This is a genomic window from Candidatus Enterococcus murrayae (genome assembly GCF_017315985.1).
GTDB classification, from domain to species: Bacteria; Bacillota; Bacilli; order Lactobacillales; family Enterococcaceae; genus Enterococcus_A; species Enterococcus_A murrayae.
The window spans coordinates 1-25,177 of sequence record NZ_JAFLVR010000038.1 but is presented as its reverse complement, the minus strand read 5'-3'; the positions used below and the strand labels follow the sequence as shown (position 1 = coordinate 25,177).

The following is a 25,177-nucleotide window of genomic DNA, read 5'->3' as shown; positions in this document are numbered from 1 at the left end:
GAGCTATATCAAATTTATGAAGCAGCTTGAATCAATCGAAACGAACCTAACTGCAAAATTTTGTACATTAAGAAAAATACTGACGTTCACGAGTCGTTTTATTTACTTGGAGAAGCCGCACCCAAAACTCAGGATAAGAGTTTTGGGTGTTTTTTGATTTTAGCGAAGAGCAGGAGAACTCCAAAACCAAATGATACCTAATTTTTATCCTGCAATTTCCGCTAAAAAGAAACCGAATGCTCTACCCGAAAGTTTTAAAGAATATCCTTTCGTTTAGCCAACTATGTCATACTGATTTGGAGAGCAGTTTGTATCGTAAAAAATTATTTTACGAAATTTCTAGTATATCTTCCATTTTGCTATGTATATATAGGTGAGAGAAAAAGAATGAAGAGGAGGGATCTTTTGGAAGACTTGGAATTGCTGCAAAGAATTGAGCAGCATGACGAAGAAGCTTTGGAAATATTGATGGACAGATATTCAAAGCTGCTTTGGGTGGTTTCCTTATCGATTCTAGGGAAGAACCATGATCCACAGGACATTGAAGAGATTGTTAGCGACGCTTTTTTGCGGATATGGAAGGCACCGACGAAGTATCAGCCAAAACGCGGTTCATTTAAGAATTATCTAATATTGATCACAAGGAGTCTCAGTATTAACAAGCTTCGGCGAAGTCAGAAGGATTATCAGCTGAATGATCCTTTCACCCTTGAAAATATCCCGATGGCAGAAGAGAATCGCGAGTTTATCCATGAGATGTTTGACGTGATCAACAGCTTAAATGACCCAATGCGGGAGATTTGTCTACAGCGCTATATTTTTGAAAATACGCCGGCGATGATCAGCAGCGATCTAAGCATTCCGCAAAAGACAGTGAATAATTATCTATATCGCGGAAAGAGAATGCTGCAGCAGGCTTTTGCTGAACAGGATACAGAATTTTTGTTTTTATTAAATAAAGGAGCGGATAGAAATGGCAAAAAAATATGATGAACATCCATTAGGCAAGCTTTCCGATGAAGAGCTAGATCAAATTTTAGAACTCTACGGCAGCAGCTATTCCGCTGAAAACAAAGAGAATGTGATCCGCAAGACACAAATGAAAAAGAAGGAACCCGTTATTTTGGCCGCCTTCTCTAAGCGCAAGCTGCTGCTGATTGCAGTGCTTCTACTGATCTTTTTCCCTGTGGGTTCCTACCTCGCAGTAAAGTTTCGAGCGCTTACTGTTGAAAAGCAAGATTATCAGCTCACAACAAAAATCGACAAGGCAACCTCTCAGCAGCCGGATACGGGTCATTATCGTTTAGTGGCCGATTATGTGCCAAAGTATTTTACTAGCTATGATAGTTTGCAAGAATTGTCCTTTTATGAAGATCTGCCTACTGAAACAGAAGAAGATCTCGAAGCTTTTATCAAGGCTCGAGGGATAACCTTCACCCTTTATGAATTGAATCAAAAGGATACCGTAATTGATGATTATGTAAAAGAATTCAAGGAGATTCCGCTAAAAGATTCTTCGGCCTATATGATCGAAAAACTGGATGACTTTGGTGAAGCTCAAGAAACAGTCTTTAGGAAATTTTTCGAAAAGCAAAATAAGTTTGTTGAAATGACCTGCTTCGGCGATATTCCAGAAAAAGATACTAAAAAGATTCTTGAGCATCTGTTCCTAAAAAATGTAACTACTGAGGAAGAGGCATCACTCGCCATTGAATACATGACCCCAGATGATAAGCAAGAGAGGATTGCAGGAATTTCAGAGGGGATCGAACCTTTGATGTTGGATATCAATAACAAAAGCGAGCTAGTCCAGCTTAACGAGCCTATCAATACGATTGATATCTATGATGCGCCTGTCGAGGAAATAACGGTATTAAAAGCAACACTCAGCGATACGATTGCGCCAAAAACGCTGTCGATCTTAAATAAGCGATTGAAGATGGGAATATATGCTCGAGTTTTTGGAGAAAAATGGGATAAAAAGGGCAAGCTCTTGCCAATCATAGCGACAGAATATACTCTTGGGGATGGAAGGACTACTTTGAGCAAGAAAATCCGAAATGTTGAGATTAAGCCCAAGTATCTAGAAGTTGAATTGGCGGTTAAAAATATTACTGATGAGACAATTAACTACTCACCTTCCATCCAAGTAGAGTGTTTAGTTAAGCAAGGAAATTATTTTACAAATCTTCCTACAGAAACTGAACTAATTCATCATGTACCATCAGACCCATTTGAAAATTATCGCAAGTTAAATACACCCGCTCATTCATTGCCAACTGGAGTTGGGAAGATCGTCGGTGATACATTCGAAGAAGAAGAGAGTTCTCAATCAATCGCTCCTGGGGAAACGGCTACGTTCACTACGAGTTATCTTGTAGCGTATGAAGATTATAGCAGCTTATTTTTCAACTTAAATGCGGTTAGTCCAGGGAATCGGTATGTTCAGTTGACTCAGTAATTGGAATTTTCAAGTAGCCTACAGTTTCTTGGTGGTTACGATTCGTATAGATAGCTATTAGAATGACTTCAAGTGGGCATTGCACGCAGCCATCCAATGGTTCAAATACGATCAATTCATAGGGATCGGAGCATAAAGCCGGTCCCTATTTTATCTTTTTTAGACATAAAAAACTCACTCTATAAGCTACAAATAACTTACAGAGTGAGGAAATAACTAAGGATAAGAAAAAACAGATGTATTCATTTTAAAAATTCTATATAGTTGAGTGATGGCGTCTCGCAAAGTCAAAAAAGCGGAATTTATCTACTTGATGTCGGCTTTCTGTAAATTGAAATTGGCAGGCGCTTTTAGTAAAGATACGACTTTTCACAGAAACGATATTGATATCATGTTGATTGAGATCTAAAAGCTCGTGATCTTCATCAGTCAGCGCGTCAATAGTGATTTCTTTTTCAGCAAAGGCGATATTTAATCCTAATTGGCTTTCAAAATAGTTGTAGAGAGAATCTTTGGCGATCTCTGTATCAAGTTCAGTGACGATTGAAGTCAGGATCAAATCCTTGTCTAAAATAACTTTTTTTTGGTCGATGGCGCGAACGCGCAGCAGTTCCCAACAAACATTGCCTTTTTCAAAGCCTGTTTCAAGAGACAGGCTATCATCAATGGTAATTTTTTTCAGACTGATGACCTCAGTATGGCTATTATAGCCGTAGGAATTGTGTAATTCTTTGTAGCTTGTTAGACCAGAAAGTGGAAATCGTAATTGCTCTCGTTTCAGTACTAAAGAGCCTTTTCCCTGAATTTTTTGAATATAGCCGTTGGCCATCAAAAGTGACAAAGCTTTTCGAATCGTATCACGAGAAGCATGATAAATTTCCTGCAATTTGTTTTCACTGGGCAGGAAGGTTCCCGCTTCATACACGCCTTTTAAAATTCCTCGTTCGATCGATTGGTAGATCATCTCATAAACTCTCATCACATTTTTCCTCGCTGAATATTCATTTAAGTACATTCATTATAAAGGAACAAGGTTGGAAGTAAAGTGCCCTTCGACGGAATCATTAAAACTAAAATGAGAGAAATCTTATTTTCATCTAAGCCTGTATGTGTAGGCACAGACCTGTGTTGACGATTCATACTAGTTTTTTCTATTTCATCACCAAGAACGATCGATAAATTAAAGTGCTCTAATTTTATGAACAAACGAAAAAAAGTAAGCGGTTTACATTGTGTGACGTTGAACTTATAGTTATGCCAACAGATGAACTTATTTATACAAGAAAAAATACTGGGAGGAAAAGCAATGGGGAAGTACGATAAAGACACAAGGGAGTTATTAGAGGCTGTTGGCGGTAAGGCAAATATTTCTGCCGTCACACACTGCTTAACACGTATGCGCTTTGTTTTGAATGAGTCTGAAAAGGTAGATGAAAAGCGAATCGAAAATATTCCCAGTGTCAAAGGAATGTTTACGAACGCAGGGCAGTTTCAGGTAATTATCGGAAATGACGTAGCAGTTTTTTACAATGATTTTGTGGCTGCTTCAGGAATCAAGGGTGTTTCCAAGGATGCGGCAAAGGCTGCTGCTAAGCAAAATCAGAATCCACTTCAACGGGCGATCACTATGCTGGCAGAAATTTTTACTCCGATATTACCAGCAATTATTGTTGGGGGGCTGATTTTAGGGTTTCGCAATATTTTGGAAGCTGTGCCAATGGGCTGGCTCAATGGACAAACAATTGTTGAAGCTTCAACCTTTTGGAATGGTGTAAATGGCTTTTTATGGCTGCCAGGAGAAGCGATCTTTCACTTTTTACCTGTAGGTATTACTTGGAGTATTGCTCGTAAGATGGGAGCAACTGAAATTTTAGGGATTGTATTAGGGATCACGCTAGTTTCGCCGCAGCTACTGAATGCCTATGCGGTAAATAGTACGGCTGCTGCAGAGATTGCGAAGAACTGGACTTGGGACTTTGGCTTTTTCACCGTTGATAAGATCGGTTATCAAGCGCAGGTGATTCCAGCGATGTTAGCAGGCTTTCTGTTTGTGTATTTGGAGCGTTTCTTCCGCAAGCATATTCCTGAAGCGGTATCGATGATCTTTGTGCCATTTTTCTCTTTACTTCCAACTATTTTGGCTGCACATATTGTGTTAGGACCAGTTGGTTGGAAAATAGGCACCATTATTTCTTCAGTGGTAAATGCAGGCTTGACCTCTAGCTTTAGCTGGCTGTTTGGCGGTGTATTAGGAGCGTTGACCTCGCCGTTAGTGATTACTGGTTTGCACCATACAACCTTAGCAATTGATTCACAATTGATCGCTGACTTTGGTTCAACGAACTTGTGGCCAATCCTTTGTCTATCAAACATCGCGCAAGGAGCTTCAGTATTAGCTGTCGTATTTGCTCACCGCGGGAATAAGAAGGAAGAGCAGGTCTCGATTCCTTCGACTATTTCAGCATGGCTGGGTGTTACTGAACCTGCGATGTTTGGAATAAACTTAAAATACACCTATCCGTTTATTGCCGCTATGATCGGCAGCGGGATCGCTGGACTTTTTGTCACACTATTTAAGGTTCGAGCTTTATCAATAGGTGTCGGTGGTCTGCCGGGAATTTTATCGATTCGTCCTCAGGATTATTTGATCTTTTTAATCGGGATGGTTATTGCAATAGTGGTTCCATTTTTCTTAACGTTAATGTTTAGACGAGCAGGTGTCTTTAATAAAATTGATCGCATTGAAGAAGAAATTGTTCCAACATTGGGCGGGGATCAGTCAGAAAAGACTGACACAATCGTAGAATTATTTTCACCAATCCCAGGTGTTATACACCCATTGAGCAGTTCAAAAGATCCTGTTTTTTCCGAAGGAATGATGGGGCAAGGGGTGGTAATCGAGCCTAGTGAAGGAAAAGTAGTGGCTCCATTTGATGGCCAGGTTAGTCTGCTGTTTCCAACGAAGCATGCGCTAGGTCTGGTCAGTCCGGGAGGAATCGAGGTCCTAATTCATATTGGCATCGATACAGTTCAATTAGATGGCAACCATTTTACGAGCCATGTAAAGCAAGGCGACAGTGTGAAAAAAGGTCAGATTTTAATGGAATTTGATATGGAAGCTATTAAAGCCGCGGGCTATGAAGTTCAAACGCCGGTCATCGTGACAAACTCGACACAGTTTCACGTAGATTCATTGATTGAAGCGGCTTCGAAAGTAACAAATGAAGAAAAAATTTTATTAGCAACAGAATTGTAAAGTTGGAGGAGCAAAATGAGTGTTAAAGAGAAAGTAATCTATCAGATCTATCCAAAATCCTTTTTGGATACGAACCAAGATGGCATAGGAGACCTGCAGGGAATCAAAAGAAAAATTCCATATCTAAAGCAACTAGGAGTGGATATGATTTGGTTAAATCCCATCTATCCAAGCCCGCAAAAAGATAATGGCTATGATGTCGCTGACTATCTGGCGATTCATCCGATGTTCGGAACAATGAAGGATTTCGAAGAGCTGACGACAACAGCGAAAGCCAACGGAATCGAAATCATGCTAGATATGGTCTTCAATCATGTTTCTACCGAGCATGAATGGTTCAAAAGGGCTTTGGCTGGAGAAAAGAAATTCCAGGATTACTTTATTTTGCGGGATGAGCCGACGGATTGGGTATCCAAATTTGGTGGGAATGCTTGGGCTCCTTTTGGCGAGACTGGCAGATACTATTTACATCTCTTTGAGCAATCGCAGGCGGATTTGAATTGGCGCAATCCTGCGGTACGTGAAGAACTATTCGAGGTTTTACGTTTTTGGATGAGCAAAGGAGTCAAAGGCTTTCGTTTCGATGTGATCAATTTGATTGGCAAGGATGAAGTCCTTCAAGATTGTGCGGAAAATGATGGAAAGCCAGCTTATACAGATCAGCCAATCGTTCATGAATATATCAGGATGATGAATCAAGCATCATTTGGAGAGGATGAAGAGATCGTTACGGTTGGTGAAATGAGTTCGACGACACCAGAAAATTGCATTCTGTATACGAATCCTGAGCGAGAAGAGCTGACCATGACTTTTAACTTTCATCATCTGAAGGTGGATTATATGGATGGGAAAAAATGGACAAAAATGCCCTTTGATTTTGCCAAGCTAAAAGAAAACTTCCACAATTTTGGGACAAAAATGAGTCAAGAAAATGGCTGGAACGCGCTTTTTTGGAATAATCATGACCAGCCTCGTGCATTGAATCGCTTTATCGATGCCGAAAATTATCGAGTGGCTGGTGCTAAAATGTTAGCAAGTGCAATTCATCTGAATCGTGGGACGCCGTACATCTATATGGGAGAAGAAATCGGAATGCTTGATCCGGCCTTTGAATCGATTGATCAATATGTTGATGTGGAGACATTGAATGCTTATGAAGAATTGCTTGAAGCAGGAATGTCTGAAGAGGAAGCATTCGAGATCATCAAAACAAAGGCTCGTGATAATTCCCGCATACCGATGCAGTGGGATCATTTAGAATTCAGCGGCTTTTCAAACGTTGCCCCTTGGATGTCAGTAGGGAAATCAGCAAAAGAGTTGAACGTGGCAAGAGAACTAAAAGAGGGAACGATTTTTAATTATTACCAACGTTTGATCCGATTAAGAAAAGAGTATTCTGTAATCTCAGAGGGCAGCTATGAAGCCTTTCTGCCCGAGCATCCACAGGTCTATGGCTACATTCGACGTTGCGGAAACCATTCGCTCCTTGTTCTTAATAACTTTTTCTCACAAAAAGCAACCCTTGATTTGCCGGAGGAATTTTTGTCAGGAGAAGTGCTGATCAACAATTACGAAACGGAAAAACTGGTTGAAAGATTCGAGCTTCAGCCGTATCAATCGATCGCGATCTATATTTAAAAGAGGCTTTATAGAAAATGCTGTGGACAGTATCCTTAACGGATGGTGTCCACAGTTTTTTTTATGAAAAAAAGACCATGGGACTCATTGTGATTCAAAATGAGTCCCATGGAAATGAATAGATTGTTTATTAAAAATTCTAAGCTATCGAGCATTCAATATCGAACGTTTCTAAGATTCTGGCAAACGAAATAAGATCTGACCTCCGTAGCTGAGGAACACCATCGTATTCGTAATCTCGATTTAAGTATCTATACTTGCTTTTGCCAAATTGATGAAAGGGTAAGAGTTCAACATTTTGAACCTTATGAAGTTGTAAAAGCTTCCCAAAAGCTTCGGCATCCTCAAGGGAATCATTATAGGCAGGGATAATCGGGATTCTCAAAAGCATATTCTTTTGCTCGCTAATGGCCTGGTCCAAATTTTTTAGGATAGGCTTTAGTGAAACGTTTGTTTTGGCTTTATGAGGCTCCTCGGAATAATGCTTTATATCCATGATCAATAAATCAACACAATCAATTAATTCCTTAAAATCTGTGCTTGATGAGTAAGCGGCAGTCTCGCAGGCAGTATGGATCCCTTCTTCTTGGCATTTTTTCAGGAGTTCAAGGACGAATGCTTTTTGAGCTAGGACTTCGCCGCCAGTCACAGTAACCCCGCCATCAGATTCCTCATAATAGTCCAAATCTTTACGTATGACTGCCATAACCTCTTCGACCGTATAGTATGTACCAGTAATGATTTCTCTCTTCTTTTGATTATCCCAAATGGGTTCAGGCAATCTGTTTTGCGACTCAGGGTTTGAACACCAAGTGCAGCGTAGTGGACATCCTTTAAAAAAGACCGTTGTTCGAATACCAGGACCGTCGTGAATACTAAATCGTTGAATATTAAAAATACAGCCTTGTAGCTCCGGCATTATTTCTACCTCCTCATTTAAACCTATCCTTAGTATACGTGAATCAAATCCAAAAATAAAGACGTTTTGAATCGAAATGACTCAAAATGAATCAAAAAGATTAAAAAAGACTTGATATGGTGTTTGTGAGGTGTTACACTACAGGTGTGATAAATAAACAGTTGTTCCAATAGAACTTCTTTCGGATAGCTCGGGATGAAGTATTATGATTTAAAATGAATCAAAATAACTCTTTGAGCTTTCAAACTCTCATGCTGATTTGTATAATGGAAAGAAAAGACAAAAAAGGAGAGTTTTTTATGTTAGCAAAGGAACGTCAAATCTATATCTTATCACGCTTGAAATCTCAGCCAATGATCAGCATCAGCGATCTATGCAAGGAAATGAATGTTTCAAAATCAACGGTGCAGCGGGATCTGAAGCTTCTAGAAGAGCAAGGAAAGGTCGATCGTGAACGTGGCGGGGTCGTTCAAGTTGGTTTAGAAGAAACGATCAGTGATTTGACGGAAGGACCTGTACTTGAAAAAGTGAACGTTCATCAAGAAGAAAAGAAGCAGATCGCTGAACTAGCGGCGAATGAGGTTAAGGACGGAGATCTTATCTTTTTAGATTCCGGGACGACCCCCATGCAAATGATTCCTTTTCTGCGCAATAAGAAGATAAAAATCGTAACCAACAGCTATTTTGTGTTGAGCCGTTTGAACCAGCTAGATGCAGAAGTATATATGCTTGGCGGACGATACAGTAAAAAACATGAGATTTGCTATGGGCCATCGACGATTGAACAGATGCAGGAGTTTCGATTTGATCGATCCTTTATTGGAGCGAATGGAGCCGATATTGATTTTGGTGAAGTGTATACGAGCGAAATGGAAATTGGCAGTATCAAGAAGGCAGTTATCAAAAGAAGCAAGCACGCGTATTTACTAGTTGACGATTCCAAGTTTCATTTAACGGCTTTAAGCACCTTCGGAAGTTTTGATGACTTTGAAAAAGTGATCACCAACAAAATGCCTGAAGGTGGAAAAAAATATAAAAATATTATCTCGATAGAGTAAGGAGAATGTGTAATGAAAACAAATGATCCAAAAAAGCGTGAATTGCTTGAATCGTTAAAAAATGGGCTGATTGTCTCTTGTCAGACTCAGAAAGATGAACCCATTTACACGGATGACATGTCGATTAAAATGGCTGAATGCGCAAAATGGGGCGGGGCAGTTGCGATACGTGCCAACATGCCTGAGCAAATCAAAATGATTAAGGATAATGTGGATCTTCCAGTAATCGGTCTTTGGAAAATCTGGCATGAGGATACGGATGTTTTCATTACACCAACTTTAGAAGCTTGCAAGGCGATTTGGGATGCGGGAGCGGAGATCATCGCGCTAGATTGTACAACTCAGACCACACATGAGGGAACCATCGCAAGAGATCTGCTGCCGATCGTGAAAAAGGAAATTCCCGAAGCGATCATTTTCGCAGATGTTTCTAACTATGATGAAGCTCGTTGGGCGATTGATAACGGTGCGGATATCGTAGCGCCAACTTTATATGGCTACACAGAAGAGACGAAGCATATTGAAGGACCCGATTTCCGTGAATTTGCCAAAATGTGCCGCGACTTTAAGGATGAGGCGTTTGTCATGATGGAAGGGCACATTTATACTCCGGAGGATGCAATGAAAGTATTATATTTAGGCGCCCATTCAGTTGTCGTAGGCAGCGCCATCACACGTCCTCACTATATTACCAAACGGTTCACTGATCTATTAAGCGGTTACCAAAATAATTGGCGAGAAGCGGAAAGGAGTAAACATTAAAATGAAAAAGGCAAGCATTGCTGGAGTTCAAAACGTTGAAGTCAGTATCAAATTGCCAAGCGAAAAAACACCCGTCGAGCAGCTGGAAATCATGGAGGCCTATACGAAGGCTCATAAAGATTCTGAGGGACTCTCCAAAGAAGTTCGGGAAATCAACTGCTTAAAGGTAATTTACCCGACCCTTTTCCGAAGCATTGAAGCCACGGATTTAGTGGCTGGTCGTCTTGATTTCTTACCAATTGGGTTTGGTTGTGTGACATCTTTGGGTGGTGTTGGTCACTATTGTGTTTTTGATAAATTGGCTAAATTCAAAAATGAACTTGCGTCTGAAGAAGAGAAAGCCAGAGTGGACGCCATGTATGACTATTGGGAGAACCACGATGTAAAGGCTTTGTACTGCGCAGACGCGCTTCAGGAAAACATCATTAGTCGATTTATTGATGGAACAGCGCCATTGATGGCAACAGCGCGTTTGAGCGGAATGATGCTGGATTATCCTAAGCTTCTTGATAACGGCATCGAAGGATTAAAGGAGCTTGTTCTCGAAAAGCAAAAAGAGCTGGGCTCTACTGAGTTTCTCCAGGCCTCAATCGATGCCCTCAACATCTACCAAACGGTGTGTGATCATTTAAGAGAATTAGTCAATGAGGCTAAAACTGAGGCAACGACAGAAAAAAGAATCAAACAATTAGAAATGATGGAAAACGACTTAAAGGTAATTACGTATCAAAAACCGCAAACCTTCCATCAAGCGCTTCAAATGTTATGGCTATACGCCTTATTAGCTGGTTGTATAAATTATGGTCGATTAGATGATTATTTAGGTCCTTATTTAAAGCATGATTTGGAGAATGGGGTCATCACTGAGGAGGATGCCTATGAGTATTTGAAATCCTTATGGACATTGATTGAAAATCGTCGTACCACAGTGAATGGTCGGATTATTGTTGGTGGCTACGGTCGCAAGAACCCCGAAGCAGCAGACATTTTTGCCAAAATCGCCATCAAAGTCACGAAAGATTGCAAGTATGTTGAACCGCAATTTACTCTACGATTTAATAAAGATACTCCAGAGGAAATCATGGATCTGGCCTATGACTGTATCGGTGCAGGGGCAACCTACCCAACGCTTTATAACGATGAGGTGAACGTGCCGGCAGTGATGCATGGAATGCGTGTAGATCGTAAAACCGCGGAGCAATATGTACCGTTTGGCTGCGGGGAATTCGTGATTCAAGGTCAAAGTGTCGGAACACCAAATACGTTATTGAATCTTTTGAAGCTATTGACTATCACGCTAAACGAAGGTGTCGATCCGATGGACGGCATCAAAAAATCAGGACCTGTACACATTAAAAAGATTGAAAATTTTGAATCTTTTGACGATTTATATGCCAACTACAAAGACCTGTTGGATTATTACTTCGATCTATCCGCTGACGCGCAATATTATAGCTATGAATTGATGAACCGAGAAGTTTCCTTCATGTTTGCGAGTATTTTGATGGATGACTGTCTTTCAAGAGGCAAGGCGATCTTAGATGGTGGGATTCGTTATCTCGGCGGAACCAATGAAACATATGGAAACATCAATAGCAGCGATGCTTTATATGCAATCAAGAAACTTGTTTATGATGAGAAGAAATATTCGCTTAAAGAGTTGGTAGAAGCGGCTAAGCATAATTTTTCCGGCTATGAAACGATTCGTGAAGAGCTTTGGGAACAGGGCAAGTATGGAAATGATATCGCTGAGGTTGACGAGTTAGCGAATGATTTTTATGAGTTTGTCGCAAAAGGTATCCGTGAAAGAGGAATTACAAAGGGGATGCAATACTACCTGATTGTCATCTCTAATAACCAGACAAATACGGAATGGGGACGCGAGACTTCTGCATCATTGGATGGCAGATACGCCGGACAGTTCATGAATCCCGCAAATAACCCTCAAGGCGGAGCGGCACAAAGCGGACCAACAGCCGTACTAAATTCATTGGCCACCTTTGATGCGAAGTATCATGGCGGGTCAGTCCAGAATATTAAGTTTACACCTAGTATGTTCAACAAGAATCGAACGAAGATCAACTATCTATTCAATACCTATTTTAAAAAAGGCGGCTGCCACTTGATGGTGACCATCGTTGACCATGGAATTTTGGAAGATGCCCAAAAGCATCCAGAAAAATACCCGAATCTAATTGTCCGAGTCAGTGGCTTCAGTGCCATCTTTGTAAATTTAGATAAAGACGTGCAAGATGAGCTGCTAAGCAGAACCCTTTATGATGAATGAGAACTAACAGGATAAGAGATAGCGCTGCTATCTCTTATCTATCACCAGAACATGTGAATGAATACCCAAGCTAAAAAATTGACAAAAAAATAAAGCCGTTGGCAAAAAGGAGAATGGATATGTTTTTTAGAATCGATGACAGATTAGTACATGGACAAGTAGTGACTGCTTGGATCAAACAATTAGGGGCAAAAAGAATCGTGGTTATTGATGACCTCGCAGCTAGCAATCCGATTATTTCGAAAGCGCTGACAATGGCGACGCCAAAGCATGTGGAGCTGGTAATCAAAAAAGTGGATGAAGCAGTGCAATGTGTAAATGATTACTCAGAAAATGACACGCTGTTCATTACGAAGGCACCAGTAAGTGCCAAGCAAGTAATTGAAGCCAACAATCAGTATGATTGGAAGCTGAATGTCGGAAATATCGGAATGGCACCAGGGCGAAAAAAATATGCACAAACAGTTCACCTAGACGAGGAAAATTATCAAGCAATCGATACATTAAAGTGTAAAGACTGCGTAGAAGTATTTATGCAAACAGTGCCGGGGCAGCCTGTTTCAACGTTTTAATAGATTGGGAGGAGTAAACAAATGAACTTATTACAAGCGGTATTAATTTCACTTTTCACTTATTTAGCTTGGATTGCGACACCATGGCTTGGTGGGCAAGGAATTGCGTATCATGTTTTTGGCAAACCCTTAGTTGCAGGGCTGATCGTTGGGATCATTATGGGGGATGTAAAAAATGGTGTGATCATTGGGGCTACGATCAATGCATTATATATCGGCGCTGTTACCCCAGGCGGGGCGATGGCATCAGATATAGGAATCGCCGGCTATGTCGGAACGGCATTAGCACTTTCGACAGGGGTCTCAGCTGAAATAGCTGTATCTATTGCAGTTCCTTTAGGGCTGATCGGTACATTTGTTTGGCAATTATTTGCGACGATTAATTCCTTTTTGGTTCATAAAACAGATGAGTATGCCGCTGAGGGAAATCTTAGAAAGCTGACCTTCATGACAATTGGCTTACCCCAGATCATCGCCTTTGTTTTCCGTTTTGTTCCAGCCTTTTTAGTTCTCTATTTTGGCGCTTCAGCGGCGCAGGATATCGTTAAAATCATCCCAGAATGGTTAACAGCAATCATTACCGTTATTGGAGGGATGCTGCCTGCTTTAGGGATGGCGGTACTGTTGAAAATGCTGCTTACTAAACCAAGCCTGATGGGCTATTTTATCCTTGGATTTATTGTTGTGACAGCATTGGAACTGCCGATTTTTACTGTTGCTCTAATAGGGATCGCATTAGCGATGATCAGTTACTTAAATCAAGAAAATGCGGGAGGACATGAACATGCCTAATACAGCTCAAGAAGTGACGAAAAAGGATATCTATAAGGTTGGCTTTCGTTGGATTATGTCCAATACGTCAGCTTGGAACTGGGAACGAATGCAGAATGTGGCCTTTGCCTGGAGTATCGTTCCAGTTTTGAAGAAGGTGACGAATGGTGATAAAGACGAGATGGGGCAAGCATTAACAAGACACATGGCCTTTTTCAATACTGAACCAACCATTGGACTGCCGCTGATCGGAGCAGTTTGTGCGATGGAGGTTTCAAAAGCGCAGGGTGAAGATATTCCTGATGATGTCTTTAATGCCATCAAATCTGGCTTGATGGGACCTATGGCCGCATTAGGAGACTCATTATTTGCAAGTACCGGAAATGCGCTGCTGCTTAGCTTTGGTATGGGATTGGCTCTTGACGGGAATATTTTAGGCCCGATCATCTTCTTGGTTGGCTGGACTGCAATTACCTTAGGCTTCGGACTTTGGGGTGTTCAGTTTGGATTTAGAGAAGGAATGAAAATCATGGACTCTGAGATTTTCTCTCCAGCTATGATCGAAAAGGTTACTGGCTTCTTGTCCATCCTCGGTCTAACAGTCGTCGGCGGATTATCGGCTCAGTTCGTTTCATTGAGTACCCCGATCAAGTGGGGAAGCGGTGGAGCCGTCACTAAATTACAGGATATTGTAGATGGTTTAATGCCAGGCCTGCTGCCATTCATATTGGTGATGGTCATATGGTATCTGCACGACAAAAAGAATGTATCAGTGATCAAGCTATTGCTTATTTTGATTGTACTAGGTGCTGCTGGCTCACTGCTGCATATCTTTTAGACTGAAAAAAGGGAGATTTTTATGGAAACCAATATGAGCAATGTTCTAGTTATGACCCACGGTGAATTCGCGACAGGAATCAAAAAATCTGCCGAGATGATCATTGGTGAACAAGAAAATTTTGAAACTTTAGTTTTTACCCCTGAAATGTCATTAGACGCCTTGGTCAGTGCACTCAAGCAGAAACTGAGAAAATTTGACAATGATCACCCAACATTGGTATTTGTTGATTTATTCGGCGGCTCCCCTTCAAACGCAGTCGCGCTATTGCTTGCAGAAGGGTATGATGTCCAAGCCATCTCAGGCGTAAATCTGCCGATGCTGCTAGAGGTTCTAACCGGCAGAGCCATTTTCCCGCTTGAAAACTTAGTCTCACAGGGAGTTATAGCGGGAAGTGAAGGCGTTATCAATATTGTCAAGAAGTTTACGGAAGAGTAGGACCCATGATCAATCAGAAATAGGACTTACCTTCCAGCAACGAACCAATGAATGAAGAATTTTATGACTGTCTATTGCTGAGCAATAGGCAGTTATTTTGTGCAGGCTTAAAAGACGGTACACTGAATCAGCTCCGTAAAAGTACTAACTAAATCATGAACCCCATGTACAGTTCTATCAACCACTTATTCAGGGAAATCCGCCCAACAACAGCTCCTTCATTTTATGAATCAGCCGCTTTTTCCTTTTCGGTTTTTCGAAAATTGGCGGCACTTCTGGAGCTGCTGCAGGTGATGTCTCGATTGGTTGGCGCATAGTGGGCGCATTTGAGTCAAGACGATCAATGTTTTGAAGAACAACAGGCTCAGGAGTCGCTTCGGCGGCTTCTTTTTCTACGGTAAAATGGATGTCCGACAGGTTCTCCAAGGCTGCAGGGCATACTAAATCAACGAATTTTTCGTAATTCGGTTTTGGGCGGGTGACAGGTGCAGGGACTTTGATTGGCTTAGACAGAGTCGTCGGTTCTACCGCTTCGACGGGGTTGTCCTTATCAAATTGAATGTATTTAATGGTCTCTACGTATTTACAGGTATCGACCTCCGCGAATGGTTTAACGCCGTTTTCTTCTTCAAAAATATCCAATGTCGTCAGCAGCTCCAAAGCTTCGCGGACTTCGGCGGCGGATTTATCGACGGCAGGGTCTTTGATGGTCAGATGTTGCTTTTTGCCATCGCTTTTTTTAAAGGTGGAAACCAGTTTTTTGGTTGTAATAATTTTCATGGTGTGAGCTCCTTTCATTATTGATTACTCGAATTGGACTTCTTGGCTGCCAAACAGCGGGCTGACGGATAAGCGATTACGTACGGCGGTGATCGCTTTTTCGGCGTATTGACGGACAGGGAAGACCCGCAGATTTAAGTATTTCCATTCCTTTGATAAGAAGTAGTGCTTGAAGTGGAAAAAGAATTTTTTCATGATCTTGGTCACTTTTCGCTGTGAAAACAGGTGCTGTACGACTTCCTTTAAGATCAGGTGAAACTCGCTGTCGCCTAAGCGATCGCGGACCTGCAGTGCCATCAGATATTGGACGGTGCTGTCAGTATCTCCAGAAAGTTTGTAATAGGATTTGATGCGTTTTTCAAGGGTGTTCTTTTTCAGACTGAATAGCTGTTTTGATGTAAATGGTCGTTCGTTCATGGATGTTTCCTCCTAAATTTTTTTATAAATCAAAGCTGTTCCAGAGGAGTGCGCATCTCCTCTGAAGGCTAAATCTATGTACTGCCTGAGACGGCAGATGACTACCGCCTCAGAATTCAATGATTAGAAAAGGATTGTTTCTTTGGTTTCTACAAACATGGCACTTTCCACTGTGTCGTAGAGAGTATTTCCATCTTTGCTGAAGAGATCTAAGGGTCCGATTTGTTCCAAGAGCCCTTTGAGCTGAGCAGGTGTATAGCTCCTATTTGGGTCGGCAAGCGTCAAGGTTTGGCTGCTTCCCCCATTAGATGTAAAATTTGCGACTAGCTTCACTATCTGTACGCCTCCTTTTTTTGAAGGGACGATCCAACGATGCAGGTGAGAGAGACTAAGAGTGTTGATTTTTCCCCACTCGTTGGACAGTCCTCAAGAATTACTTTGTAACACGTGATTGACTAGTTAACACGACACCATCCAAAGTGCTGCCTTCTGAGGATAAGGCGGTCACGATCTCGCCTAAGGTCAGCACAGCACTTTCGGCTGGTGCATCGACGACATGCTGGAAATGAATGTTCTGTAATTTCTCATCATTCGCCGTATGGATCTGAACCTTTAATTTTGTCCCGATTTTTTGAATCATCATTTGCCTCCACTTTCATTATCGTACCGGCCGGTGACTTAACGATAAGCCAGAAACCAAAACTTGGTCAAACCCCTGAAATTTGCATTTGACCGCCAAATTTGCGGCTTTTTACAGGATTATTTTTGACGAAATCCTGCTAGAATAGGCTTTTGAAAAGTGAAGCAGAAGAAACGACTGCAAATTTCAGATGGAAATGTAATATTCATGTGGTGAGAGTGAGAAGGTATTTATAGGGAAAGGATAAGCAATGATCGTTTTGTATTTTTCATCAAAGCGTTGCTTTTTTTTAGTTTTATTATGAGCAAACGTTATGTGTTACACTTAAAATATCAATTTTACAGTCGCGTTAAAGACCCTAGTTAGGGCTTGTGCAATAGGAAAAAATCGAGGATGGGGTAAGCTATGGAGTTTCAGCAACGAGTAATTAATCAAGAATATCGTTTTACAGATTTGGAGGATGAGATCGTTCGGTATATTGGCGAGCATAAATCGGTGGTTTCTAAAATGAAAATTGTTGATTTGGCTTCAAAATTTTTCACAGCGCCAAATACGATCACCCGATTGTGTCACAAACTAGGATATTCAGGATATTCAGAACTAAAAAATGAGCTAAAGCATGAAATCAACGAACCAATTGAAATTGTCCACCAGCAAAAAGAGCTGCTGTTAAGAAATTTTGAATTGATTGATTCAGAACGTGAGAGACAGGTTGCTCAGTTATTCAGCAGCGCAAGCCGCATTAATTTCTTTGCGATCGGTCAGACAGCCTATGCCACAAAAATCGTTGTCGACAATTTTTATGCGATAGAAGATAAGGCCTTTTTTTATACCTACGCAAATGAGCTGCGGCATAAAATTGAGCACTCGACGAATGAAATCTTCTTCTTTATCAGCCTGTCAGGTGAAAAAGATCAAATATTAGAATTAGCCAAGCTTGCCAAGGAGCATGGACATCCAATCGTTTCCTTAACGGGATTAAGCGCGAATTCCCTTGCGAAATTGGCTGATATTAGTTTGTTTTGCTATTCTCCTGAAGTATTTAGAAATCATTACAACATTACGGATAAGACGCCGATACTAGTTATTATGAACAGTCTCATGGAGGCGTATGCCGAAATTTAGAACTAATCCGTGTAATATTACACAAAGACCTCTATCAAAGTTATGAAAGGGGTTTATTTTTATTAGAAATGCGAACCAGGTTTTGGGAATATGCTAGATTTCTAATAAGAAAAGGAGGAATTCAAATGAACTTAGCAAACGCCACATCACAAGCACTTATTTTTTTAGATCAAAACTTTGAGACGCGTGAAGAAGTTTTTGAATTTATGACACAAAAGCTGTATGAACAGGGAAAGGTCTCTGATCTCAAGTCGTTTTTAGCGGCTATTTATGATCGGGAAAAAATCTCAGTTACCGGATTTGAAAATGGATTGGCTATTCCCCACGGAAAATCTTCTGCTGTACTAGAAGCCTCTTTTGCGGTTGTCAGATTGAGAAAACCGTTGAAGGATTATCCGAGCTTAGACCCAAACAACCAAGTGTCATTGATCTTCATGTTAGCAATTCCCGAATCTGAGGCTGGGAGTACTCATCTGGACATTCTGGCGAAATTGGCTGGTCGATTATCAGATAGTGCATACTTGGAACGTTTTAAGAACGCCGGGGAAAGAGCGGAAATAATCGCGCTATTAGATGAAAAAGAAGAGCAAAGTCCGTCAATTGAAGCAGAAAAAGGATTGATTCTTGGAATCACCGCATGCGCTGCGGGAATTGCTCATACCTATATGGCAGCGGAGTCGATTACTAAAACAGCAAACCAGCTGGGCTATAAAGCACGAATCGAAAAGCAGGGCGCAAAAGGAATTGAAGATCGAATCACACCCAAAGAGGTGAATGAAGCAGTCGGGATAATTCTGGCTCACGATGTCTCTCTAAAGGGGATGGAACGGTTTGCCAATATTCCTAAAATCGACACGACTGTCGCAGAACCAATCAAGCATCCTGAAGAAATCATCAATCGCCTGCTGAAAAAGGCGGAGAATTTTATGCCTAGCTCGGAGCAGGGGGAAGATTTCACAGAGGTAGATGAATCTGCGAAATCGATCAAGCAGCAGATCAAGGATTCCATCCTTACAGGTATTTCATATATTATCCCGATTATTATTGCCGGCGGGATGATCTCAACGGTTGCGGTATTGATTACTCAACTATTCGGCCTGCAGGATTTGGCAGCAGTAGAAGGCAGTTGGTTGTTTCTATTAAAAGGCCTAGGCGGTGGACTACTAGGAAGTTTGATGATTCCGGTATTGTCCGGCTATATGGCCTACTCAATCGCGGATAAGCCCGGTCTTACGCCAGGGTTTGCTGGCGGCTTGGCTGCTATGACGATCAACAGCGGATTCCTCGGAGGAATGTTGGCCGGTCTATTCGCGGGTTTCTTGATGAATTGGATGAAGAAGAATATCAATGCCAACGGTGTTTTCTCCGGATTTGTAACATTCTGGATCTATCCTGTAGTCGGTTCACTAGTTGTAGGAGTAGTGATGCTGTTTCTAATCGGAAAGCCAGTCGCGGCGCTAAATGATGGTCTGATCGGCTGGTTGGATACCTTGCAAGGAAGCAACGCGTTGCTATTAGGTGCAGTGCTGGGTGCGATGGTGTCATTTGATTTAGGCGGACCAGTCAACAAAGCAGCTTACGCGTTTTGTATAGCGGCTATGTCTAATGGAAACTTCATTCCTTATTGTACCTTTGCATCAGTAAAAATGGTCTCTGCGTTTTCACTTTCAGCAGCGTGTTTGCTGAAGAAAAACCTGTTTACCGAACAAGAGAGAGAAATTGGAAACCAAACATGGCTGCTAGGATTAGCTGGCATTACGGAAGGTGCGATTCCTTTTGCTATGGGCGATCCAATTCGAGTGATCGGTTCATTCATTGGCGGCTCAATCGTCACTGGGGCTATCGTTGCCTATACCGGACTTGGATTAAATGTTCCTGGAGCAGGTATTTTCTCCATGTTTCTATTGGAAGGAAGCTACAGTGGTGTGACAGGCGCACTCATTTGGTTTGGGGCTGCGATCATCGGAGCGGCTATCTCAACAATTTTATTGATTGCAACAAGACAACAAAAATTACGCAAAGCAACGGTAAGCGAGTAGGAAGAGGCTGACAGATTTTATGAAAAACGTACACATCGTACCTCATATGCATTGGGATCGTGAGTGGTATTTTACAACAGAAGAATCAAGGATTTTATTAGTAAATAACATGTCCGAGATTTTAGATATGCTAGAGAACAATCCTGACTATCCTTATTATGTTTTAGATGGACAGACGGCATTACTAGAAGATTACTTCGCAGTCTGCCCAGAGAAGGAAGAGCGGGTCAAAAGACTTGTTCAAGAAGGTCGATTAATCGTGGGACCTTGGTATTCACAAACCGATGAGCTGGTCGTGGGAGGCGAATCGATCGTCAGAAATCTGCTGTACGGCTTGAAAGATAGCAGGAAACTAGGGAATCCTATGATGATCGGTTATTTGCCGGATTCCTTTGGACAAAGTGCCCAAATGCCGCAAATCTTAAATGGATTTGATATTGAACGAGTGATTTTTTGGCGAGGAGTTTCGGAACGTCATGGAACAGATCGAACAGAATTTTATTGGGAAGGAAGCGCTGGATCAAAAGTACTCACTCAATTATTTCCCCTTGGTTATGCTATTGGGAAATACCTTCCTACAGAAAAAGAACCATTAAAAGAACGAATGGATAAATACTTTGGTGTTTTAGACCGCGGAGCCACTACGGATGAAGAAATTATTCCTAACGGGCACGATCAAATGCCTATCCAGAAAAATATCTTTCAAGTAATCGAAAGTTTAGAGGAGCTGTATCCTGAGCGCAAATTTTTCTTGAGCCGTTATGAGAACGTCTTTGATATTTTAGAGAAAAAGCTGGATTTACCGCGAATCAAGGGTGAATTTATCGACGGCAAGTATAGCCGTGTTCATCGCAGTATTTTTTCTACAAGAATGGATATTAAAGCAGCGAATGCGAGAATCGAAAATAAGCTCACGAATATTTTAGAACCACTGGCATCGATCGCCTACTCGCTTGGTCATGAATACCATCATGGTTTAATCGAAGGTATCTGGAAGGAAATCATGAAGAATCATGCTCATGATAGTATCGGCTGCTGCTGCTCGGATAAAGCGCATTTTGAAATATTGGCTAGATTTGTAAACGCAGAAGAACGAACAGATCGGTTGATTGAATTTTATCAACGCAAACTATCAGAGGGAACGCCTGATAAAGAAGGTACGGAGAAGCTAGTAGTCTTTAATCTATTGCCTTATGAGAGAAAAGAGACCCTAACGACAACGATCATTACAAAAAAAGCGTCCTTCCATTTGCTTGATTCTGATGGGAAATCAGTGGATTTTGATATTCTCAATGAAGAAATCATAGATCCCGGCTTGATTGACCGTCAAATAGTACACTATGGGAACTATGAGCCCTTTGTGAAGTTTACGATTTCCTTCGAGAAGGAATTGCCAGCAATGGGGTATGAGACCCTGTATATTGAGCAATGTGCTGAGTCAGCTTCGATGAAAAAAGCAGTATCCAGCGCTTGTATCGAAAATGATCGATTCAAGCTGTGGGGCAATCCAAATGGCACGATCACGTTATTGGATAAAGACTCCAATGAAGAATTTTCTGAGATACTCTATTTAGAGGATGTGGCAGATGATGGAGATGAGTATGATTTTTCACCATTAGAAAATGATCGGCCAATTTTGTCAAAAGATGAAGTGAAGGCAACGGTTGAACATAGTCAAAACAACTACGCAGGAACAGTAAACATAGCTTATGAATGGTGTTTGCCAAAGCATTTGGAAGAACGAAAACAAGGAAAGAGCACTGGAAAAGTAAGCGTCAATCTAGAGGTAGAGCTGCCAAAAGCAAGCGATAGTATTCGCCTTACTTTACGAGTAGATAATCAATGTAAGGATCATCGAACCCGGCTAATTTTTCCGACAGGGATAGAATCTCAATTTTCCTTTGCCGATAATCAATTTGGAACCATTCGTCGGGGTGTACATGACCAAGCGATGGACGTTTGGGAGAAAGAAGACTGGGATGAGCGACCAGATACGATCTTCCCATTTCTAACGAATGTCTCACTCTCAAATAAACAACGAACAGCCGCTATTTTAACGAACAGCTCCAGAGAATATGAGATCATTGGAGAAAAAAATGATTGTATCGCTATTACATTGTTTAGAAGCATTGGTGTCTTAGGGAAAGAGAACTTGGTCCGTCGACCAGGCAGACCTTCCGGAATTAAGCTTCCAACACCAGACTCACAAATGTTGAGAGAGATCCAACTAGAATTTGGGTTAGTCATTTCCAATGGCCCGATAGCTCAAGGCAATCCTGCTAAACATGCGAAGGAATATCTGACGCCCTTCGTAGCGTATAATCAAATGGGCTATAACGCAATGAAGCTGAACAAAGCAGAGGTAGCTTCGCCTAACCGTTACTCTTTATTCACACAGAAAAATGAGCATCTCATTTTGAGCACAGTGAAAAAAGCGGAAAATAGTGAAAAGATATTAGGCCGATTCTTTAATCCGCTTGAAGGTAATGAAGTGTTGCAATTAGAAGGTGCGAAGTCCAGCAGTTTCTATGATTTGAAGGAAGAGCCAATACACAGCGATAAAAATGAATTGTCAGCAAATGAAGTCATAACTATTGATTTAGAACAATAAAAAGGGAATCTGGGCGATGATTCAGCTGCCCAGATTCTTTATAGATAAAGGTGAAAAAATGAAAATTATTTCAGCTATCGACTCAATGAAGGGTTCGTTAACTAGTAAGGAAGCGAATCAGATTATAAAAAATACCTTTGAAGATGAGAAAATTTCCGTAGAACCGATCGCGATCGCAGACGGCGGGGAAGGAACGGTTGAAGCCTTCGTCTCAAGTAGAAATGGGCAGATCAAAAGTGCGCTGTGCCATGACCTTAAAGGAGCAGAAATAGACGCTCAATACGGCTGGCTAGCAGATGAAAAGACCGTGATCATCGAATCTGCGCAAACGTGCGGTATCCAGTTCTTGGACGGAACGATCTCCTCACATCCAAGAAAGACCAGCTCTTTTGGACTAGGCGAACAACTAATAACGGCTTGTAAACAAGGCGCCAGACGTGTGATTGTCGGCTTAGGGGGCACGGGTACAATCGATTGTGGAATAGGCATGCTAGCAGGTTTGGGTGTGGAATTTTTTGACAACGAAGAGCAACCTGTATCTCCAATCCCAGAAAATTTTCAACAAATAGCTAGGATTTCAACGGATCACCTGCCAAACGAACTGAATGAATTGGAAATCATTATCGCCTCAGATGTTCAAAGCGTAATCACTGGTGAAACAGGTGCAGTGTATATGTTTGGTGAGCAAAAGGGGTTACGTGCAGATGAATTAGTAGAATTCGAGAGAGACATTCATAAATTTAGTCAATTATTGTTAGCCAACTCAGAATCACAACCCGGAGATGGTGCCGCTGGCGGAATCGCCTTAGCCTTAAGAACGATATTCGACGCGCAAATCGTTTCTGGGATAGATTTGCTTATTCAATACACTGATCTGGAGAAAAGAATAAAGCAATCCGATCTTGTAATCACCGGAGAAGGGCGCATGGACGCCCAAAGCTTACAAGGAAAAGTCCCTGTCGGCATAGCAAAATTAGCCAAGCAGCATGGTGTTCCCGTTATTGCGTTTGTTGGTGAAGTCAGCGGAGAGCCGCTTGAGTTTGAAAAAGTAGGGCTTTCGGTAATCATCCCGATCGTTGCTCAACTATCCACTTTAAAAGAAGCGTTGGCAAACGCCAAGCAGAATCTTGAACTAGCGTCAATGAGAGCGAAACAACTGCTCTTTCTCTTGCAGAAAAACAAGGAAGAATAGTATAGTTCTTGTCTGTTGAGGACAGGTCAATTGAACTTGGACCGGTGAAGACTCCCGATCCAAGTTTTTTCAGTTAAATGAAGCATAAAGTTGTAACTGCTTAAACAGGAATACATGCGAAGTAGTTGCTGCATCTAGCGATAAGAAAAGCCCTGCTTATGACCGAGCAGGGCTTTCGTGTGACTAGCGTTTGGAATATGCAGCAATACTTTATGCCATTGCTTTTAAAGCGCTAACATTCTTCTGCTACATAAGATTCTCTTGAGACCTCAATAATGCTTCGTGGAAATAACGCTGTTGAAACATACCACGCTCCGAAGCCCAATGCTGAAGCAGGGAACGATTACGCAAATTTTGGGCGAAAGGGGTATTCGGCAGCTGAATATAATCCAGCGGGACGCCGTTATAATTCGAGGTTAGCGAGTAATCACGACGCAAGTAGCAAAGCGCATAGACAGCTTTCTCCGCTTGACTGACCAAGCTGCGCATCTGAGAAGGAATCTCTATGACTAAGCCGTTAGTCATTTCCGCGAAACAAACCCCACGAATCGTACTCAATTTGTAAATATCCAATGGATTCAGCCACGTACAAGATTCCGGCTGCTCCAGCGGCAATAAAACATAGTGCCAGTTCAGAAAAGGGACTTTATAAGAAGAAAAACCATCGATCGCCGCAAAACAACGACGCGTCAATGAGTAATCGAAAAACCGATGCGTCCGAAAGAAATTTTCCAGTGTTTTTAAAGGACTATGTGGGGAATAAGACCGTTGCTCGTCCCGATAGATCACCGTTCCCAACTCACAAGGCGCTGCTAATAAGATAGTAAGCTTTTTAAGATCATAACGATTAAAATTAGGCGCATCCTCTAATAAAATTAACCACTCCTCAGACATTTTTTTGTTATACAACAATCTCCCATTTACCGCTTCATTTGACATGTGCAACACTCCTTTAACTTGATACCTTCAGTATACAGAAAACAAAAACCCATATTCTTTATAAAAATTAATAAAAAAACATTAAAAAATTGGGTTATTACTGAATTAACCATGAGAAAAAAGAAGAAATGTAGATTTCACGCCGTTTTATTAGTGCTGTTTAAAGTGTTCGCATCAGCTCTATGGGTATAGGGCGTTGTTATTGATAGATAAATATGGTTTTATTTTTAACAGAGCAAAAAATACAAATTCCGATGGATTACGAGAGTGTAAATCGACGTATATCTGTTGTTTAAATCAAAAAAAACCAGAGGAATCAACATCCTTTGGTGTTTGAAAGTTATAAAAATGAATATCCATACATATGTGAAAAATATAAGGTGTTTTCTGAGAAATAAGAAATATTCATTTCTCCTGTTTTATTTAAAAATAAG

Annotated in this window: 22 protein-coding genes; 15 read left to right on the top strand and 7 right to left on the bottom strand. The window is 41.3% G+C overall.

Translation table 11 applies throughout. The features are described from left to right. Positions 1 to 405 precede the first annotated feature (405 nt). Positions 406 to 990, top strand: coding sequence for an RNA polymerase sigma factor (locus tag JZO85_RS15840; RefSeq protein ID WP_207109493.1), 585 nt, complete (start codon positions 406 to 408; stop codon positions 988 to 990). Further along, positions 974 to 2,461, top strand: coding sequence for a hypothetical protein (locus JZO85_RS15835; RefSeq protein ID WP_207109492.1), 1,488 nt, complete (start codon positions 974 to 976; stop codon positions 2,459 to 2,461). Before JZO85_RS15840 ends, JZO85_RS15835 begins: the two co-directional genes overlap by 17 nt. Before the next feature lie 256 nt (positions 2,462 to 2,717). Here JZO85_RS15835 and treR read toward each other — a convergent pair whose 3' ends face one another. Next, on the bottom strand, positions 2,718 to 3,440 hold the full coding sequence (gene treR / locus JZO85_RS15830; RefSeq protein WP_207109491.1) for a trehalose operon repressor: 723 nt from the start codon (positions 3,438 to 3,440) through the stop codon (positions 2,718 to 2,720). A gap of 327 nt (positions 3,441 to 3,767) precedes the next feature. Here treR and treP point away from each other — a divergent pair, with 327 nt between their 5' ends. Both treP and treC read left to right on the top strand, forming a co-directional pair. Next, positions 3,768 to 5,717, top strand: a complete 1,950-nt coding sequence (gene treP / locus JZO85_RS15825; protein ID WP_207109490.1) for a PTS system trehalose-specific EIIBC component — start codon at positions 3,768 to 3,770, stop codon at positions 5,715 to 5,717. 15 nt (positions 5,718 to 5,732) lie between these two features. After that, complete coding sequence (treC, locus tag JZO85_RS15820; RefSeq protein ID WP_207109489.1) at positions 5,733 to 7,355, top strand: alpha,alpha-phosphotrehalase; 1,623 nt, start codon at positions 5,733 to 5,735, stop codon at positions 7,353 to 7,355. 139 nt (positions 7,356 to 7,494) lie between these two features. Here the strand turns inward: treC and JZO85_RS15815 are convergent, their stop codons facing one another. Continuing rightward, complete coding sequence (locus JZO85_RS15815) at positions 7,495 to 8,274, bottom strand: glycyl-radical enzyme activating protein (protein ID WP_207109488.1); 780 nt, start codon at positions 8,272 to 8,274, stop codon at positions 7,495 to 7,497. A 299-nt stretch (positions 8,275 to 8,573) separates the two neighbouring features. On the opposite strand from JZO85_RS15815, the gene JZO85_RS15810 reads away from it, so the two are divergent. The 7 genes from JZO85_RS15810 (at position 8,574) to JZO85_RS15780 (ending at position 15,000) form a co-directional block, all read left to right on the top strand. Then, on the top strand, positions 8,574 to 9,332 hold the full coding sequence (locus JZO85_RS15810) for a DeoR family transcriptional regulator (RefSeq protein WP_207109487.1): 759 nt from the start codon (positions 8,574 to 8,576) through the stop codon (positions 9,330 to 9,332). A gap of 12 nt (positions 9,333 to 9,344) precedes the next feature. Then, positions 9,345 to 10,094, top strand: coding sequence for an N-acetylmannosamine-6-phosphate 2-epimerase (locus JZO85_RS15805; protein WP_207109486.1), 750 nt, complete (start codon positions 9,345 to 9,347; stop codon positions 10,092 to 10,094). Position 10,095: 1 nt separating this feature from the next. Next, positions 10,096 to 12,381, top strand: a complete 2,286-nt coding sequence (locus tag JZO85_RS15800; RefSeq protein ID WP_207109485.1) for a pyruvate formate lyase family protein — start codon at positions 10,096 to 10,098, stop codon at positions 12,379 to 12,381. Positions 12,382 to 12,500: 119 nt separating this feature from the next. Next, a complete protein-coding gene (locus JZO85_RS15795) occupies positions 12,501 to 12,953 on the top strand; it encodes a PTS sugar transporter subunit IIB (protein WP_207109484.1) in 453 nt (150 codons plus the stop codon). Between the two features lie 21 nt (positions 12,954 to 12,974). Then, positions 12,975 to 13,745 carry a PTS mannose/fructose/sorbose/N-acetylgalactosamine transporter subunit IIC gene (locus tag JZO85_RS15790; RefSeq protein WP_207109483.1) on the top strand — a complete coding sequence of 257 codons (771 nt, stop codon included), beginning with the start codon at positions 12,975 to 12,977 and terminating at the stop codon, positions 13,743 to 13,745. Further along, positions 13,738 to 14,562 carry a PTS system mannose/fructose/sorbose family transporter subunit IID gene (locus JZO85_RS15785; protein ID WP_207109482.1) on the top strand — a complete coding sequence of 275 codons (825 nt, stop codon included), beginning with the start codon at positions 13,738 to 13,740 and terminating at the stop codon, positions 14,560 to 14,562. The genes JZO85_RS15790 and JZO85_RS15785 overlap by 8 nt, the downstream gene beginning before the upstream one ends. A 21-nt stretch (positions 14,563 to 14,583) precedes the next feature. Further along, positions 14,584 to 15,000, top strand: coding sequence for a PTS sugar transporter subunit IIA (locus JZO85_RS15780; protein WP_207109481.1), 417 nt, complete (start codon positions 14,584 to 14,586; stop codon positions 14,998 to 15,000). Positions 15,001 to 15,189: 189 nt separating this feature from the next. Here the strand turns inward: JZO85_RS15780 and JZO85_RS15775 are convergent, their stop codons facing one another. The 4 genes from JZO85_RS15775 to JZO85_RS15760 form a co-directional block, all read right to left on the bottom strand. Beyond that, positions 15,190 to 15,780: a DUF2922 domain-containing protein gene (locus JZO85_RS15775; protein WP_207109480.1), complete on the bottom strand. Its 591-nt coding sequence runs from the start codon at positions 15,778 to 15,780 to the stop codon at positions 15,190 to 15,192. A gap of 24 nt (positions 15,781 to 15,804) precedes the next feature. Continuing rightward, positions 15,805 to 16,197, bottom strand: a complete 393-nt coding sequence (locus JZO85_RS15770; RefSeq protein ID WP_207109479.1) for a hypothetical protein — start codon at positions 16,195 to 16,197, stop codon at positions 15,805 to 15,807. Positions 16,198 to 16,320: 123 nt separating this feature from the next. Continuing rightward, positions 16,321 to 16,530: a DUF2922 domain-containing protein gene (locus JZO85_RS23345; RefSeq protein ID WP_347401803.1), complete on the bottom strand. Its 210-nt coding sequence runs from the start codon at positions 16,528 to 16,530 to the stop codon at positions 16,321 to 16,323. Positions 16,531 to 16,630: 100 nt separating this feature from the next. Further along, positions 16,631 to 16,837 (bottom strand): hypothetical protein, encoded by a 207-nt coding sequence (locus JZO85_RS15760; protein WP_207109525.1) that lies wholly within the window; start codon positions 16,835 to 16,837, stop codon positions 16,631 to 16,633. Between the two features lie 405 nt (positions 16,838 to 17,242). On the opposite strand from JZO85_RS15760, the gene JZO85_RS15755 reads away from it, so the two are divergent. The 4 genes from JZO85_RS15755 (at position 17,243) to JZO85_RS15740 (ending at position 23,804) form a co-directional block, all read left to right on the top strand. Continuing rightward, entirely contained in the window at positions 17,243 to 17,962 is a 720-nt protein-coding gene (locus tag JZO85_RS15755) for a MurR/RpiR family transcriptional regulator (protein WP_207109478.1), read from the top strand. A gap of 125 nt (positions 17,963 to 18,087) precedes the next feature. Then, positions 18,088 to 20,001: a PTS 2-O-a-mannosyl-D-glycerate transporter subunit IIABC gene (gene mngA, locus JZO85_RS15750; protein ID WP_207109477.1), complete on the top strand. Its 1,914-nt coding sequence runs from the start codon at positions 18,088 to 18,090 to the stop codon at positions 19,999 to 20,001. Between the two features lie 19 nt (positions 20,002 to 20,020). After that, positions 20,021 to 22,612: a mannosylglycerate hydrolase gene (gene mngB, locus JZO85_RS15745; RefSeq protein WP_207109476.1), complete on the top strand. Its 2,592-nt coding sequence runs from the start codon at positions 20,021 to 20,023 to the stop codon at positions 22,610 to 22,612. A gap of 58 nt (positions 22,613 to 22,670) precedes the next feature. After that, complete coding sequence (locus JZO85_RS15740) at positions 22,671 to 23,804, top strand: glycerate kinase (RefSeq protein WP_207109475.1); 1,134 nt, start codon at positions 22,671 to 22,673, stop codon at positions 23,802 to 23,804. 246 nt (positions 23,805 to 24,050) lie between these two features. On the opposite strand, the gene JZO85_RS15735 is transcribed toward JZO85_RS15740, so the two are convergent. Further along, a complete protein-coding gene (locus JZO85_RS15735; protein ID WP_207109474.1) occupies positions 24,051 to 24,743 on the bottom strand; it encodes a hypothetical protein in 693 nt (230 codons plus the stop codon). Positions 24,744 to 25,177: the final 434 nt, after the last annotated feature.